This window comes from Nocardia sp. FDAARGOS_372, from assembly GCF_002554515.1.
Classification (GTDB): Bacteria; Actinomycetota; Actinomycetes; order Mycobacteriales; family Mycobacteriaceae; genus Nocardia; species Nocardia farcinica.
Map to the genome: position 1 here is coordinate 4,709,879 of NZ_PDDW01000001.1, position 15,457 is coordinate 4,725,335.

Genomic DNA, 15,457 nt, shown 5'->3' on the forward strand with positions numbered 1-15,457 from the left:
CCCGGTGAGGGACAATCGAGGGGCAGACGAGCACGGGCCGGCAGCGGCAGCGGCGTCACGGTCGCGCCCGCATCGGTCCGTGCGGCGGAGGCCTGCGGGGGAGCCCGGTGGGCGAAACGCCGTTCCGGCAGGCCGGGGCGCGGGTCCGGTACGACACAGGAGGCATGATGAGCGACGATGATCTCTCCGCTCATCGGCCAGGACCCGACGACCGGCCCGAGACGCCCCCGGTCCGCCGGGCGCCGTCCGCGCCCTGGGAACGCGGGCGCGGACCGCAGGAGGAGCCGGGGATGAACCGTCCCGATCCCCAAGGCGGACCACCGCGAATTCCTCAGGTCAGCCGTCCGCAGGTGCCGCCGGGCCATCGCATGGGTCCGCCCACCGCGCCGATGCCCCCGCCCTCGGGTCCGCTGCCCACCCAGCGCGCACCGGAGGGACGACCCGTGCCGCCCCGCAGTGGAGCAGCGCCGGGCCGCCCTACCGGACCCGAGCCGACGCCCGGGCGCGCACCCGTGCCGGGCGGAAATCCTCGTCACCCCGGCCACGCCCCCGGCCCGGTGCCTGCTCCTGGTCCCCAGCCCGGGCCCGGGCGACCGGCCGCGGGCCAGGACTTCGGTCCCGGTCACGCGCCGGGTCAGCGGCCCGGCGCCGAGCGCGTCGCGCCACCCGCAGCGGGCTTCGCCCCCGACGCGCCGGGCCGCGTCCCCGCACCTGGCAGGCCGCCGGTACCACCCGCGTCCGATCAGCCGCCCGGCCGACAGCGGACCCCCGGCCCGGCTCCGGGCTATCCGCCCGCACCCGACGGCGCTTCACCCCGGCGTGGCCCCGTGCCGCCCGGCGGACCGGCACCCCGTCGCGGCGCCCCGACGCCAACCCCGGGCCACGGTCAGCGCCCCGTGCCACCGCTGCCGCCCGAGGCACCGCGTCCCGCGCAGCCCACCCGGATCCCGCCGCAGCGCCCCGACCGCACCCCGCCACCGGGCAGGCCGTTCCCGACGCCCGCGCACGGCGCGCGGCCGGTCGCCGCTCCGGAGCGGATTCCCGAGCCGGTGCCCGCGGCGGCCGGTAAACCCGTCGGCGCGAGCCGGGTGGTGCCACCGCCGCGACCTCGCGACGCCCGGCCGAGCACGCAGGAATGGGAAACCGAGCCCGAGGAATCGGCCGAGCAGCCCAAGCAGAGCGCCGCGGCGCGGCTGCTGCGCGACTCGGGATCGATCGCCATCGCGACCCTGGTCAGCCGGATCACCGGCTTCGCCAAGGTGTTGATGCTGGCGGCCGTGCTCGGCCCCCAGATCGCCAGTGCGTTCACCTCGGCGAGCCTGATCCCCAACATGATCGCCGAGTTGGTGCTCGGCGCGGTGCTCACCGCCATCGTGGTGCCGACGCTGGTGCGCGCGGAGCAGGAGGACCCGGACGGCGGCGCCGCCTTCGTCCGGCGACTGGTCACCGCGGCGTTCGTGGTCCTGGCCACCGCGACGGTGCTGACCACGGCCGCCGCGCCGATCCTGGCCAGTCGCGTCTTCGTCGACGCCGACGGCCAGGTGGACACCGCGCTCACCACCGCCCTGACCTTCCTGCTGGTGCCCGCGATCCTCTTCTACGGCATGTCGGCGCTGTTCACGGCGGTGTTGAACACCCGGCAGAACTTCAAGCCGGGCGCGTGGGCACCGGTGCTGAACAACGTGGTCGTGCTCGTGGTGCTGGCGACCTACGCGTTGACCCCCGGCGAGATCACGCTGGACCCGGTACGGATGAGCGATCCGAAACTGCTGGTCCTCGGTGTGGGCGTCACGCTGGGTGTGGTGACCCAGGCGCTGGTGCTGCTGCCCGCGATCCGTCGCGAGGGCATCGACCTGCGGCCGCTGTGGGGTGTGGACGACCGCCTCAAGCAGTTCGGCACCATGGGCGCGGCCATCATCCTGTACGTGCTGATCAGCCAGATCGGCCTCATCTTCGCCAACCATGTGTCCTCGCAGGCCGACCAGGCCGGTCCGGCGATCTACTCCTACACCTGGCTGCTGCTGCAGCTGCCCTACGGCGTCCTCGGCGTCACCTTGCTGACCGCGATCATGCCCCGGCTCAGCCGCAACGCCGCCGCCGACGACACGCCCGCGGTGGTGGACGACCTGTCGGTGGCCACCCGCCTGACCATGATCGCGCTGGTCCCGGTCGTCACGTTCTTCACGCTGGCGGGCCCCCAGGTGGGCGAGGCGCTGTTCGGCTACGCACGGTTCTCCGGCGACGCCGAACGGCTCGGTCACGCGCTGAGCTGGTCGGCCTTCTCGTTGATCCCGTACGCGCTGGTGCTGATCCACCTGCGGGTGTTCTACGCCAGGGAGCAGGCGTGGACGCCGACCTGGATCATCCTCGGCATCACCGGCGTGAAGATCGTGCTCTCGGCGCTCGCCCCCTACCTCGCGGGATCCGACGAGCAGGTGGTCATCGTCCTCGGCGTCGTCAACGGCGTGAGCTTCGCCGTCGGCGCGTGCATCGGCGGATACCTGCTGCACCGCAGCCTGGGCGATCTGCGGATGGCGAACGTCGGCCGGACCGTGACGCGGGTGGTGCTGTCCTCGGTCGCCGCGGGCGCGGTCATGCTGATCGTCGACATCGTGCTCGGGCTGAACCGGCTGTCGGACGCGCTCGGCGGGCCCGGCTCGCTGATCCGCGTCGCCATCGACGGCATCGTGCTGTTCGCCGTCGCGTTCGGGCTGATGCGGCTGGCGGGCATTCCGGAGATCGTCGCGATCACCGTCGCGATCTCGCGCCGGCTCGGGATCACCCCGCCCGCGCCCGATCTCGATCTCGACGGCCCGGTCGAGGAGGAATATGCGACCCAGGTCCTGCGCAGGCCCGATCACTACATGTACTCCGGCTTCGACCCGGTCATGGATGCCCAGACGATGGTGCTGCCCGTGATCCGCCCCGAAGCTGTTGACGCCACCGGCCGAGTTCAGTTCCCGTACCCTGTTCGGCAGAAGAGCACAAGTGGCGAGTTCGCCGGCAGTTCGGCGTATCAGGGCGAAGCGACCAATCTTGGCGAAGGAGGAATGAGGGTGAGCGACGACGCGGCGGTGGGCGGCGTCCCAGCCGCCGATTCTTCTGCGACGCCGGCGGCCGGCGTGTCGACCGACAAACCGCCCGCCGCGGAGAAGCCGTCGGAAGCCGGGCACGAAACCGGCGCCGCCGCAGCCGAGCCCGCGCCGGGTCCGCGCGAGGATCGCCACGCGCCGCCGCGCGATCCGATGTACGACACCGGCATGATCCCGATCCCGCCGCGGCAGGTGCCCCCGCCCGCCGCCGAGGATCCCACCCGGCGCGTGCCGCGCGGTCCGAAGCTGATCCCCGGCGCCTCGGTGGCCGGCGGCCGGTACCGCCTGCTGGCCAGCCACGGTGGCGCCCGCGGACTGAAGTTCTGGCAGGCGCTCGACATCAAGCTCGACCGCGAGGTGGCGCTCACCTTCGTCGACGCCGACCAGAAGGCCGGCGACAACTCCGGCCACGACGGCCCGCAGGCGATCCTGTCGCGCACGCTGCGGCTCGGCCGCATCAACTCGCCCGGCCTGGCCCGTGTCCTCGACGTGGTGCGCGGCAGCTCCGGCGGCATCGTGGTCGCCGAATGGACGCCGGGCCGCTCGCTGCGCGAGATGGCCGAGACCGTGCCGTCGCCGATCGGCGCCGCGCGCGCGATCCGCGCCTTGGCCTCGGCCGCGGAACTGGCCCATCGCGGCGGCGGCTCGCTCTCGATCGATCACCCCGACCGGATCCGCATCAGCGCGTCCGGTGACGCGGTGCTCGCCTTCCCCGGCACACTCGCCGACTCCGACGCCCAGTCCGACGTGCGCGGCCTCGGTGCGATGCTGTACGCCCTGATCACCGCGCGCTGGCCGATCCGGCCGGGCGGGGTGAGCGGCAGCGCCGCGACGGTCGGCGGACTGCGCCTGGCCGACTTCGGCCCGGACGGCACGCCGGTGGAGCCGCGCCAGATCCGGCCCGAGGTGCCGTTCGAGATCTCGGCGGTCGCGGTGCGCTCGCTCGAGTCGAACAAGGGTGTCCGTACCGCCGCCACCGTGCAGCATGTGCTCGAGCAGGCGTCGGTGGTGGATCAGAAGACCGATTTCATCCCGGTGCTGCGGCTCGGGCAGCGTGCCCAGCCGCCCGGCGACGATTCGCTGGCCGACCCGGAATTGCTGGCGCAGGAACGGGAACGTTCGCAGCGCATGGTCTGGGTGATGGTCGGCCTCGGTGTGCTGGCGGCGCTGGTCGTCGGCGTGGTGATCTGGTGGCTGGTGAGCATCTTCGCCCCCGGCGCCTCCGACGCACCGCTGGACGAGCAGCGCAACATCGGCCTGACCACCAACAGCACCCCGGCGCCCACCCCCGCCGCGCCCGGCGCGGTGCCGAACAACCCGGTGGCCGGTGGTGTCCCGGTGCCGGTGACCGGTGTCACGGTCTTCTCCCCACAGGGCACACCGGACGGGGTGAACTCGGTGAACGCGGTGCTGGACAACGACCCCGCGACGGTGTGGCGCACCGATCAGTACTTCCAGCAGTTCCCGGCCCTCAAGAAGGGGGTCGGCCTGATGGCCACGCTGCCGAGCCCGGCGAAACTGACGAACGTGTCGATCAATTCGCCGACGCCGGGTACTTCGGTGGAAATTCGCACCTCGCCGACGAATTCGCCGACGTTGGATCAGACGCAGCTGATCGGCACCGCCCAGCTCGGTGCGGGTGTGACCGAAATTCCGGTCAGCACAGATCAATCCGCCCGCTATGTGCTGGTGTGGATCACCGGCCTGGGCAACACGGGCAATCAATTCCAGTCGGCCATCGCCGACCTGCGTTTCGACGCCGCGCCCTGACGGCACCCCGCTACCCGGCGGGCCCCGGATCCAAACCTGGTCTGGTTGCTGCCCGTTCGGCACTGCCGATATGATCGGCTGGCGCTCTCAGCAGGGGAGCTTCCCGGGTTCTGGTGTCGCGATCCCGGATGCTGCGAAGAATTCTCGATGACGGTCGACGGTGGCTGTCGTCAGGTGAGCGCCGTCCAAGGGGTTGGTTTTGTCGTCGGAATTGAACGAGGATTCCCGAGGGGGAAGTTCGCGGCCGGTCACGGCCCGCGAACGCTCGTTCGCGCTCCACGAACTCTCCGACGTCGAGTTGCTGCAGGCGCACGCGGCCGGGCGCGGGCATGCCTTCGCCGAGCTGTTGCGCAGGCACAACGATCATCTGTGGCAGACGGCCCTGCGCACCTCCTACACCCGCGAGGACGCCGCCGATTCGCTCCAGGACGCGCTGCTCTCGGCGCACCGCACGGCGGGCACGTTCCGCGCCGAGGCGGAGGTGCGCAGCTGGCTGCACGCGATCGTGGTGAACGCCTGCCTGGACCGCATCCGCCGCAACAAGACCCGGCGTGCGGTCTCCTTCGCGCCGGAGAGCCTGCCCGAACGCACCGAGGAACGCGACGCCTTCGCCGAATTGGAGATGTCGCTGGTGGTGGACCGCGCCCTGTTCTCGCTACCGCCCGATCAGCGCACCGCGCTGGTCGCCGTGGACCTGGAGGGGTATAGCGTGGCCGACGCGGCCGCGATGCTCGGCGTGCCGGAGGGGACGATCAAGAGCCGGTGCGCCCGGGCCAGGCAACGGCTGCAGGAACGTTTGGAATTTCTGCGTGATCCGGGGAACCGGAAGTAATCGTGGTGCGTCATTAATAGTGACGAGCCAGTTGGCGATGTTCACAACGTGACCCCCGACCAGGGGCCGCACGAATGTACGTGACGATCGCAGACCAGCGACCGTGACGTCGGACGACGAGACACAGATGTCGAATGGGAAAAACGGAGGTGCGATGGCGACCCGGTCCGTACCGCAGCCTCCCTTCTCGGCGGAGCTGCTGGCCGACCTGCACGCCGACAACATCGATCCCGAACTCGGCGCGCAACTGCGGCCGGTCGTCCGGGCCGACGCGAGCGCGTCGCGCTACCTACACGACCTGGACGAGGTGAGCGCCCGCGTCCGCGCGCTGGGCACCGACGACCGCATCATCCACCCCATGCCCGCCGACGTGGCGGAACGGTTGGCGGCCTTCGTCGACGCCCTCGACAGCGGCGCGGAGTCCGCGGCATCGAATGGTGCGCCGACGAACGCAAACGGCTGGGGCCCAACCCATTCCGAGTCACCCATGCCTCGGATTCCGGATGCCGAAGCAGTCGGCGCGGGCGATTTCGGTGACGTGCCGTTCGGCGCGACCGGCTTCCCGGCACCCGTCGACCCGGCCGACGCGCCGGGGACCGTCACCCCGATGCGCCCGCGGCGGCGCGGTGCCCTGCGGTGGGCGGCCGCCGCGGCCGCCACCGTGGCCATCCTCGCCGGCGCGGGCATCGGCCTGCGGCTCACGTCGGTCACCGAGGGTCCGCCGGTCGCGCAACCGACCTCGACGGCCCGGATAGGCGACGAACTCACGGCCACCGCCGCGCTGGCCGCACTCGGCCGTCACGACGTCACCGGCCCCCTCGCCAACGACGCCGCGCTGGACCGCTGCGTACAGGCCGCCGGGCTCGACCGACCGGTGCTCGGTGCCATGAACATGACCTATCGCGGCGACAACGCGGTGCTGATCCTGCTCAGCGGACCGGCCACGCCGAAGATCACCGCACTGGTCGTCGGACCGGGCTGCACCACCGGCGATCCGCAAGTGCGCAACATCACCGACATCGGCTGACCCGCCGCGGGCGGACCCGGCCCGGGAACAACAGCGTTTAGGCTGTTGTTGATCGTCACGTTCCCCGCAGATCTTTCGGAAGGGTCTCATGAGCACGCCAGTTCGCGACCTGATCATCGTCGGCTCCGGCCCGGCCGGTTACACCGCGGCCGTGTACGCGGCCCGCGCGGAGCTGAAGCCGCTGCTGTTCGAGGGCACCCAGTTCGGCGGCGCGCTGATGACGACCACGGAGGTCGAGAACTTCCCCGGCTTCCGCAACGGCATCATGGGCCCCGACCTCATGGAGGAGATGCGCGAGCAGGCCAAGCGCTTCGGCGCGGAGATCCGCACCGAGGACGTCGACGCCCTCGACCTCACCGGCCCGGTGAAGAAGGTCACCGTCGGCGACGAGACCTACGAGGCCTACGCGGTGATCCTGGCGATGGGCTCGGCGGCCCGCTACCTGAACGTCCCGGGCGAGGAGCGCCTGCTCGGACGCGGCGTGAGCGCGTGCGCCACCTGTGACGGCTTCTTCTTCCGCGGCCAGGACATCGTCGTGGTCGGCGGCGGCGACTCGGCCATGGAGGAGGCGACCTTCCTCACCAAGTTCGCCAGCAGCGTCACCATCGTGCACCGCCGCGAGGAGTTCCGGGCCTCGCGCATCATGCTCGAGCGCGCCAAGGCCAACAGCAAGATCAAGTTCGTGCTGAACGCCGAGGTCACCGAGGTGCACGGCGACACCTCCGTGACCGGCCTCACGTTGCGCGACACCCGCACCGGCGAGACCTCGCACCTCGCGGCCACCGGCCTGTTCGTGGCGATCGGCCACGACCCGCGCAGCGAACTCGTGCGCGACCAGGTCGAGCTGGACGCCGAGGGTTACGTGGTGGTCGAGCACCCCACCACCGCGACCAAGATCCCCGGCGTCTTCGCCGCGGGCGACCTCGTCGACCACACCTACCGCCAGGCCATCACGGCCGCGGGCACCGGCTGCCGCGCCGCGATCGACGCCGAGCGCTGGCTCGCCGAACAGGGCGACATCACCGACAACACCCTGGACAACGCCGGTGAGCCGGTTGCGGTGAACGCCAACTGATTTCGTCGCCGAACAGCTTCGAGCACGACTGCGCTTCGAGCACGACAGCAAGGAGATACCCCATGTCCGAGAACGGCAAGACGGTCACCGTCACCGACGCGTCCTTCGCCGACGACGTCCTGATGAGCGAGAAGCCCGTGCTGGTGGACTTCTGGGCGGACTGGTGCGGCCCGTGCAAGATGGTCGCCCCGGTGCTCGAGGAGATCGCGGGCACGCACGCCGACAAGCTGACCGTCGCCAAGCTGGATGTGGACGCCAACCCCGCCACCGCCCGCGATTATCAGATCCTGTCGCTGCCCACTATGATGCTGTTCCGCGGCGGTAAGCCGGTGAAGCAGATCGTCGGCGCCAAGGGCAAAGCGGCCCTCCTGCGCGAACTGGACGGCGTCATCTGACGCCGGGAGATCACGACGCGCCGTAGGATGCCTGCACCCGGTAATTGCCGAATTCCGGGCCAGGTCTGAGACAATCGACCGACGCTCCGGTCGTGCGAGGGTGTGTGCGCCATCGCATGAGTGGGTACCCGGGTTGACGGAAGGAAAGGGCTCTCACGCATGCACCGACTTCGTCACGGCGACACCGGCCCAGCTGTAGCAGAGGTCCGGAGCACCCTGGCAAGTCTCGGATTCCTGCACGCACACGCCGGCTCGGACGAGTCGCAGTCGCCCGAGTACTGGAAGGACACCGAGGCCTCCTTCGACCATCACCTCGACTCCGCGGTCCGCGCGTTCCAGCAACATCGCGGGCTGCTGGTCGACGGTGTGGTCGGCCCGGCGACGTACCGGGCGCTGAAGGAGGCGTCCTACCGGCTCGGCGCCCGCACCCTGATCTATCAGCTCTCGGCGCCCCTCTACGGCGACGACGTGGCGACCTTGCAGCGCAAGTTGCAGGATCTCGGGTTCTACGTGCACCGGGTGGACGGCTACTTCGGCCCGCACACCCATGACGCGCTCACCGCGTTCCAGCGCGAGATCGGCCTGTCCGCCGACGGCATCTGCGGCCCCGACACGCTGCGTTCGCTGGAACTGCTCGGTGCCCGTGTCACCGGCGGCAATCCGCACCGGATCGCCGAGGAAGAGGTCGTGCACCGCGCGGGACCGCAGCTCACTGGCAAGCGCATCGTCATCGATCCCGGTCTCGGCGGTCCCGACAAGGGCTACGCCGTGCCGTCGGAGTTCGGTGACGTGTACGAGTCGGAGATTCTCTGGGATCTGGCCAGCCGGCTGGAGGGCCGGATGGCGGCCACCGGCATGGAGACCTTCCTGTCGCGGCCGTGGGGGTCCAACCCGACCGATGCCGAACGCGCCGAGACCTCCAACGCCTTCGACGCCGATCTGATGATCTCGTTGCGCTGCGCGACGAATCCCAGCCCATCCGCCAACGGAGTGGCCAGCTTCCACTTCGGCAACTCGCACGGGTCGGTCTCGATGATCGGTCAGGTGCTGGCCGGGTTCATCCAGCGCGAGGTGGTCGCGCGCACGTCGCTGCAGGACTGCCGCACGCACGCGCGGACCTGGGATCTGCTGCGGCTGACCAAGATGCCGACCGTCCAGGTCGACATCGGGTACCTGACCAACGAATACGACGCGTCGGTGCTCACCAACCCACGCATGCGCGACGTGATCGCCGAGGCCATCCTGATCTCGGTGAAGCGGCTCTACCTGCTCGGCCAGGACGACCAGCCCACCGGCACCTACACCTTCGCCGAGCTGCTCGCCGAAGAACTGGCCGCCGCCGACCGCTCCTGAACCACCGAAAGAGCCCCCGTCGACCGTGATTCGACGGGGGCTTTCTCGTGCGCTGGGTCAGCGTGCTCCGGCGCGGGTCGGCACGGTCAGCGACGCCGCCGCCAGCAACTGGTCGAGCGCGCGTTCGACATCTTCCTTCCAGCCGTGATCGGAGTCGAGCTCGAGCCGCAGCCGCGGGAACCGGTGGTGCGGCGCCACGACTTCGAAGCCGAAGTCCTCCAGTAGATCCGCCTCGATCATGCAGGTCTCGGGGGAGCAGTCGGCCGACGGCGCCGACTTGCCGCGCACCGGCCCGCCGATCCGCTCCATCAGCCGCATCGACCCGGCGATCCGGTCCGACAACGGTTTCGACGCGGGCCCGGACCGGATGCCGAACGCCTCGAGCGCCCGGACACCGCGCCGCACCAGATCCGAGACGACGGCTTGGAGCAGGCGGTGGGCGATGTCGTCGTCGCGGTGCGCGGGCTCGGTGCACAGGGTCGTCAACAGAATCGCGTCCGGGCTCACCGGGGAGGTGGGAAACAGCGTCGCCCGGGGCACCGCGGTCGGCGGCGAGTACAGCGCGCAGCCGGCTGCCTTACCGTCCACGTGCGCGACCTGACCGCAGGACCCCCACTCCAGCATGACCGTGGAGAGCCAGGCCTCCTTCTCGAAGACCGGGTCGCTGAATCCGTGGGAGTCCGCGGCGACGGCGGGATCGATCTCCCAGAACACACACCTCCTGGCGTGTGCGGGCAGCTTGTCCAACCCGTCGAGGGTAAGTGCTGTGACGCTGGTCGACACCGCTCTGCTCAGCCTCCAGCTGTCCGATTCATCCACGCTCACGCCGCATCACAGATCATCTTAGAACCTGCCTCATTCCACGTCGCTGTGCTGTTGATCAGGAGGCCCGACCGCGGCGACTTTCCGGCGAACAGCGCACACCGGACCGCGATCGAACGCGCCGTCACAGTGACGTTTCGGCGCCGGGTCCCTGGTTATCGAGAAATCAGTGCTGATTTCGTCACTCGGACGACATCTGAAGCTGCTGTTGCTGCATCAGACCGACGATCCGTTCGAGGTCTTCCACCGACCCGAATTCGACGACGATCTTGCCCTTGCGCTTGCCCAGGCTCACCGTCACGCGCGTGTCGAACGAGTTCGACAGCTTCTCCGCGACGTCCTGCAGACCGGGCATGTGGATGGGCTTGCGCTTGGGTGCCGGGGGAGTGGCGGCGGAGTCCGGCTCGCGATTGGCAAGCGTCACCGCCTCCTCGGTCGCCCGCACCGACATCCCCTCGGCGACGATCCGCGCGGCCAACGCCTCCTGCGCGTCCGGTCCGGCCTCCAACCCGAGCAGCGCCCGCGCGTGCCCGGCGGACAGCACGCCCGCCGCCACCCGACGCTGCACGGGAATGGGTAGTTTCAGCAGCCGGATCATGTTGGTGACGACGGGGCGGGACCGGCCGATCCGGGCGGCGAGTTCCTCGTGGGTGACGCCGAACTCCTCCAGCAGCTGCTGATAGGCGGCCGCCTCTTCGAGCGGGTTCAGCTGGACCCGGTGGATGTTCTCCAGCAGCGCGTCGCGGAGCAGCGCATCATCGGCGGTCTCGCGCACGATCGCCGGAATCGCCTCGAGGCCCGCTTCCTGGCATGCCCGCCAGCGCCGCTCGCCCATGACGAGCTGGTACTTGTCGACACCCGGCTCCAGCCGCCGCACGACGATCGGCTGCATCAGACCGAACTCGCGGATGGAGTGGACCAGCTCGGCGAGGGCGTCTTCCTCGAAGACCTGGCGCGGCTGCTTGGGATTCGGCTCGATCTGATCCGGCGGAATTTCGCGATAGACCGCGCCGCTCGGCGAGGTCAGTTCCTCCGCCTGGGTGTCGGACCGGAGCGGGGAGGCGGGCTTGGCCCCGGCCGGGTCCACGCCGATGATCACGTTCGCGGCCGCGGTGCCAAGCCCGTTGGGCGTGACCAGTCCCTTGGGCTTGGCTGTCCCGGGCGGGGCGGTGGGGGTGGTCAGTCCGTTCGGAATGGTGTCCGGTCCTGTCGGGATCAACGCCGCAAGACCGCGTCCCAGTCCGCCCTTCTTCGCCTGACTCATCGGCTTACCGATCCCTTCCCTCGTTCCGCCACAACCGGGTCACCGCGACCCGGGTCACTCCGTACCGCTCGTGATCTGACGGGCCATCGCGCGCTGCGCGATCTCCCGCCCGGCATCGAGATAGCTCATCGCACCCCGGGAGCCTGGATCATAATCGAGCACCGTCATGCCGTAGCCCGGCGCCTCGGACACCTTCACGCTGCGGGGGATCACCGAGCGCAGCACCACATCACCGAAGTGTCCGCGTACTTCCTCGGCCACCTGGTCGGCGAGCTTGGTCCGGCCGTCGTACATGGTCAGGATCACCGTGGAGACGTGCAGCTCGGGATTGAGGTGCGCCTGCACCAGGCTGATGTTGCGGATCAGCTGGCCCACCCCCTCCAGCGCGTAGTACTCGCACTGGATCGGGATGAGCACCTCCTTGGCGGCGACGAGCGCGTTCACCGTGAGCAAGCCCAGCGACGGCGGGCAGTCGATCATCACGTAGTCGATGTCGTACCCGGCGATGTTCGCCTCCTGGATCGCCGCCTTCAGACGACCTTCCCGCGCGACCATCGAGACGAGTTCGATCTCGGCGCCGGCCAGGTCGATGGTCGCCGGGATGCACAGCAGATTCTCGTTGTGCGGACTCTGCTGAATCGCATCCTTCACGGTGACCTCACCGATGAGGAGTTCATAGCTGGAGGGGACGCCGGAATGGTGATCGATGCCGAGCGCGGTACTCGCGTTCCCCTGCGGATCGAGATCGATCACGAGCACCTTCATGCCCTGATGCGCGAGAGCCGCGGCGAGATTCACCGCGGTCGTCGTCTTCCCGACACCGCCCTTCTGGTTGGCGATGGTGATGATCCGTTGCTCGCGAGGTTTCGGCACAGTCACCTTTCCTGGATGCAGTATCTGACTTGCCCGCTGAGCCTCGGCAGCGATCGGGGTCTCACTGGGGGAGATGTGCCCGAACGGTGTGCTTCCGAATGCGTCCGCATCGAAGTTGCTGGAGTCCAGCATCCCCGGCACGCGCGACGTTGTTTCCCGTGAAACATTCGCCGGACCGCTCGACATAGACAGCTCCTAACCCGAGAACTTCAGACCACGCGCTGCCGGCCGAACGCCGACGCCGTGTCGTAAACCGCTGTGTCGGATCGAACATGATGCTTCATCGTGGGCGGACTGCGCCCGATTCCTCCGAGCGGAGCTCGCCCCGCACACCCGTATCCCTCCGTGGCACCTACGCTCACGCCCGACGCCCATTAGCTTGCCAGCACTGAGCGCGCGAGGAAAGTTGAATCGCGGTGCGGCGCAGAGGACACGCGGATCGACACCGTTTCGTTTCACGTGAAACGCGGGGGGAGGGTGGAGTGGGGTTCCGACTGCGGCTGCGGCGGGGCGGCTTTGGTCATCCTGCGGGGCGCGAGGCTGTTCGCGTTGGTAGTCGCCGCACTGCTGACGGGATGGGGGTAGGGCGCGCCTGTCCCTTGCTGGGTGCGGGCGCGGTTCGGGTCGGGAGGTGAGGTGTCTGGAGTTCAGCGGTCGGCTCGATGTTTCACATGAAACATCGCGGGCTGGCGCAATACCGCTGCGCACACGGAGCTGTAGTCCGACGCCGGGGCGGCCAGGGCGAGGGCGCCTACGACGAAGCCGGCTCATTCGTCGAACCAGTAGCGAATCGGTGGGTCGCAGCGCGGCGGGCCGCGGCGCTGCCGGGGCCGCTGCGCCGACCTCGGGCGGGGCCGTTCGCGCACCGCACTTTGCGACATCATCGCCGCCGGCTCCCCGATGCGCGGTGGCAAGGCGGCACGGACCGCTGCGGCTTCGGAGTTCGCAGCGGTCGAGATCGCAGCGGCTGTCCTCCCGGGCTAGTAGCGGCTTCCGGAGGAGCGGCGCTCGGGGTCGCAGCGGACATGGGTGGCCTACGAGATTCCCAGGGGCCATCGGCGGGCTCGGGGTTCGCGGCGGGCATCGGCGGACTCCGAGTTCGCAGCGGGCATCGGCGGACTCCGAGTTCGCGGCGAACCCGACGACCAGTGCGGTTCGTAGAGTGCGGAGCGGATTGGGTTCCGGCGCGGCGGCTCCGAAGGCGGGAGCGACCATCATGGCCCGCGTCGCCGCTGCGAACTCGACGAAGAGTGCAACGGAGGGCTCGGCCTCCAGTCGGCGAATCCCACTGATCCTCAACTCCCGGCAGGTGGTCGGATGACGAACTAATTCGCCCCCCCGCCAGCGCCCTCGCCAGCGCCAGCGCCAGCGCCCTCGCCAGCGCCAGCGCCAGCGCCCTCGCCAGCGCCAGCGCCAGCGCCAGCGCCAGCGCCAGCGACCGGGGAGTAGCTCGGATTGCGGTTACGCGCGGCTGCGGTCAGTCGAGCACGCTGATCGGACCGGGCCGATCACGAGCACGTCCAACCATGACATCTCCGAGTCAACCCCGACAGACGGTTCCGCCCCCCAAATTCCGCCGGCTCGCGCACCGCCTCGGCGCCTTTCCGATTCCATGGTCGAGCGCTGTTTCGGGCTCAGCGGCCGGTTCGGGCTCAGCCGCCGGTCCGGGCTCAGCCGCCGGTCCGGGCTCAGCCGCCGGTCCGGGCTCAGCCGCCGGTCCGGGCTCAGCCGCCGGTCCTATCCCGTGCGTGGTCACGGTCGACGGTCTCGACGACGTGCCGCCGGGCGCGCAGATCCTGATCGCTGCGACGCAGGCACCGTCACCGTCGCCTCCGATCCCGCCTCCGCGGCCGCCGCCGGTTGCCGACATCGCGCCACAGCCACCCGTCCGTGCTCAGCTGCACGTCGGTGCTCAGCCACCCATCCAGCGCACACTTACGAGTTCGCCGCCACGCACGAGTTCGCCGCCACCCTCCAGTCCGCGCCCACCCACCAGTCCACGCCCACCCACGAATCCGCGCCCACCCACCAGTCCGCGCCCACCCACCAGTCCGCGCCCACCCACCAGTCCGCGCCCACCCACCAGTCCGCGCCCACCCACCAGTCCACGCCCACCCACCAATCCACGCCCACCCACGAATCCACGCCCACCCAGCAGTCGGGGATCGACGAACCGCAGCCGGTCGGACTCGGACATCAGCGCCCGCACTCGGTCGTCGGCCCCGGCGTCGGCAGCGTGGTCCAGCGGGCGCCGGTCTGTTCCGAGAATCGATCGTGGGGCTCAGGGGCCAGTGCCGGGCAACACGTCTGCCGAGCACGGTCAGCGGCTGCGCGGCTACTGCCCGCGGCCGGACCACCGGTGTGAGTAGGTCCCAGCATCTGTCTGGGCGTGAGGTACCGCTGCCCAGATGGACTGCCGGCAACCGCACCGGGGCACTTCGTCAGCGAGTACCCGGGTCGGCATTCTCCGCTCTTCCGCCACCTTGCCCTCGCGGTCACCGCTGCCGCATTCGTCACCACTGCTGCGCTCGCCATCGTTGTGAATCCCGCCAGCGAGTCAACATGACATGCTGTCCGGGCTCGACCATCACGGCAAGCTCCTGCCAGCCGCGGATGGTCCCCCTCGGTGGCCTTCGCTCGCGAGGCGTCAGCGTCCTCGGCGGCCTTGGCCCGCGAGGCGTCGACGTCCTCGGCGGCCTGCCGGCGGGCGAGTTCGATCGCCGACCGTGGCGAACCGGGCGACCTGAGAACCGCGTTGGACGCCAGCTCCCGCTCGGCCGTCGCCACGGCTGCCGAAAGCACCGGGGCATGACGACCAGACTCACCGGGCGGGTCCCACTCGGTGGGGACTTGGCGCGGGCAGGCTTCTCCACCCCGCGGTCGAGTGCGCGCGGTGTCGCTGGCGCCCGGGGTACAGACCGGGAAGAACTCCAGCCGGTTCTTGCCCGCGGCAT

General features: G+C 70.1%; 10 protein-coding genes. 6 read left to right on the forward strand and 4 right to left on the reverse strand.

What is annotated here, in order from left to right; all coding sequences use genetic code 11:
• Positions 1-1,088 precede the first annotated feature (1,088 nt).
• The 6 genes from CRM89_RS22160 to CRM89_RS22185 all read left to right on the forward strand — a co-directional run bounded on the left by CRM89_RS22160 (position 1,089) and on the right by CRM89_RS22185 (position 9,544).
• A complete protein-coding gene (locus tag CRM89_RS22160; protein ID WP_098087085.1) occupies positions 1,089-4,862 on the forward strand; it encodes a murein biosynthesis integral membrane protein MurJ in 3,774 nt (1,257 codons plus the stop codon).
• Between the two features lie 298 nt (positions 4,863-5,160).
• Positions 5,161-5,694 carry an RNA polymerase sigma factor SigM gene (sigM, locus tag CRM89_RS22165; RefSeq protein WP_050768358.1) on the forward strand — a complete coding sequence of 178 codons (534 nt, stop codon included), beginning with the start codon at positions 5,161-5,163 and terminating at the stop codon, positions 5,692-5,694.
• Between the two features lie 154 nt (positions 5,695-5,848).
• On the forward strand, positions 5,849-6,721 hold the full coding sequence (locus tag CRM89_RS22170; RefSeq protein WP_098086024.1) for a hypothetical protein: 873 nt from the start codon (positions 5,849-5,851) through the stop codon (positions 6,719-6,721).
• An 88-nt stretch (positions 6,722-6,809) separates the two neighbouring features.
• Positions 6,810-7,796, forward strand: a complete 987-nt coding sequence (gene trxB / locus CRM89_RS22175; RefSeq protein WP_011212196.1) for a thioredoxin-disulfide reductase — start codon at positions 6,810-6,812, stop codon at positions 7,794-7,796.
• Positions 7,797-7,858: 62 nt separating this feature from the next.
• Positions 7,859-8,191: a thioredoxin gene (gene trxA, locus CRM89_RS22180; protein ID WP_011212197.1), complete on the forward strand. Its 333-nt coding sequence runs from the start codon at positions 7,859-7,861 to the stop codon at positions 8,189-8,191.
• Between the two features lie 159 nt (positions 8,192-8,350).
• Complete coding sequence (locus CRM89_RS22185) at positions 8,351-9,544, forward strand: N-acetylmuramoyl-L-alanine amidase (protein WP_011212198.1); 1,194 nt, start codon at positions 8,351-8,353, stop codon at positions 9,542-9,544.
• A gap of 57 nt (positions 9,545-9,601) precedes the next feature.
• Here CRM89_RS22185 and CRM89_RS22190 read toward each other — a convergent pair whose 3' ends face one another.
• The 4 genes from CRM89_RS22190 to CRM89_RS32050 form a co-directional block, all read right to left on the reverse strand.
• Positions 9,602-10,327: a GNAT family N-acetyltransferase gene (locus CRM89_RS22190; RefSeq protein ID WP_098086027.1), complete on the reverse strand. Its 726-nt coding sequence runs from the start codon at positions 10,325-10,327 to the stop codon at positions 9,602-9,604.
• A 220-nt stretch (positions 10,328-10,547) separates the two neighbouring features.
• Positions 10,548-11,630 carry a ParB/RepB/Spo0J family partition protein gene (locus CRM89_RS22195; protein ID WP_011212200.1) on the reverse strand — a complete coding sequence of 361 codons (1,083 nt, stop codon included), beginning with the start codon at positions 11,628-11,630 and terminating at the stop codon, positions 10,548-10,550.
• Positions 11,631-11,684: 54 nt separating this feature from the next.
• A complete protein-coding gene (locus CRM89_RS22200) occupies positions 11,685-12,635 on the reverse strand; it encodes a ParA family protein (RefSeq protein WP_228789993.1) in 951 nt (316 codons plus the stop codon).
• 1,803 nt (positions 12,636-14,438) lie between these two features.
• Positions 14,439-14,636, reverse strand: a complete 198-nt coding sequence (locus CRM89_RS32050; RefSeq protein WP_172964559.1) for a hypothetical protein — start codon at positions 14,634-14,636, stop codon at positions 14,439-14,441.
• Between the last annotated feature and the right edge of the window lie 821 nt (positions 14,637-15,457).

Bases quoted from the DNA above. Each gene is read 5' to 3' on its own strand.
- trxB (WP_011212196.1), top strand. From the start codon at position 6,810: ATGAGCACGCCAGTTCGCGACCTGATCATCGTCGGCTCCGGCCCGGCC.
- CRM89_RS22195 (WP_011212200.1), bottom strand. From the start codon at position 11,630: ATGAGTCAGGCGAAGAAGGGCGGACTGGGACGCGGTCTTGCGGCGTTG.
- CRM89_RS22170 (WP_098086024.1), top strand. From the start codon at position 5,849: ATGGCGACCCGGTCCGTACCGCAGCCTCCCTTCTCGGCGGAGCTGCTG.
- trxA (WP_011212197.1), top strand. From the start codon at position 7,859: ATGTCCGAGAACGGCAAGACGGTCACCGTCACCGACGCGTCCTTCGCC.
- CRM89_RS22200 (WP_228789993.1), bottom strand. From the start codon at position 12,635: ATGCTGGACTCCAGCAACTTCGATGCGGACGCATTCGGAAGCACACCG.
- CRM89_RS22185 (WP_011212198.1), top strand. From the start codon at position 8,351: ATGCACCGACTTCGTCACGGCGACACCGGCCCAGCTGTAGCAGAGGTC.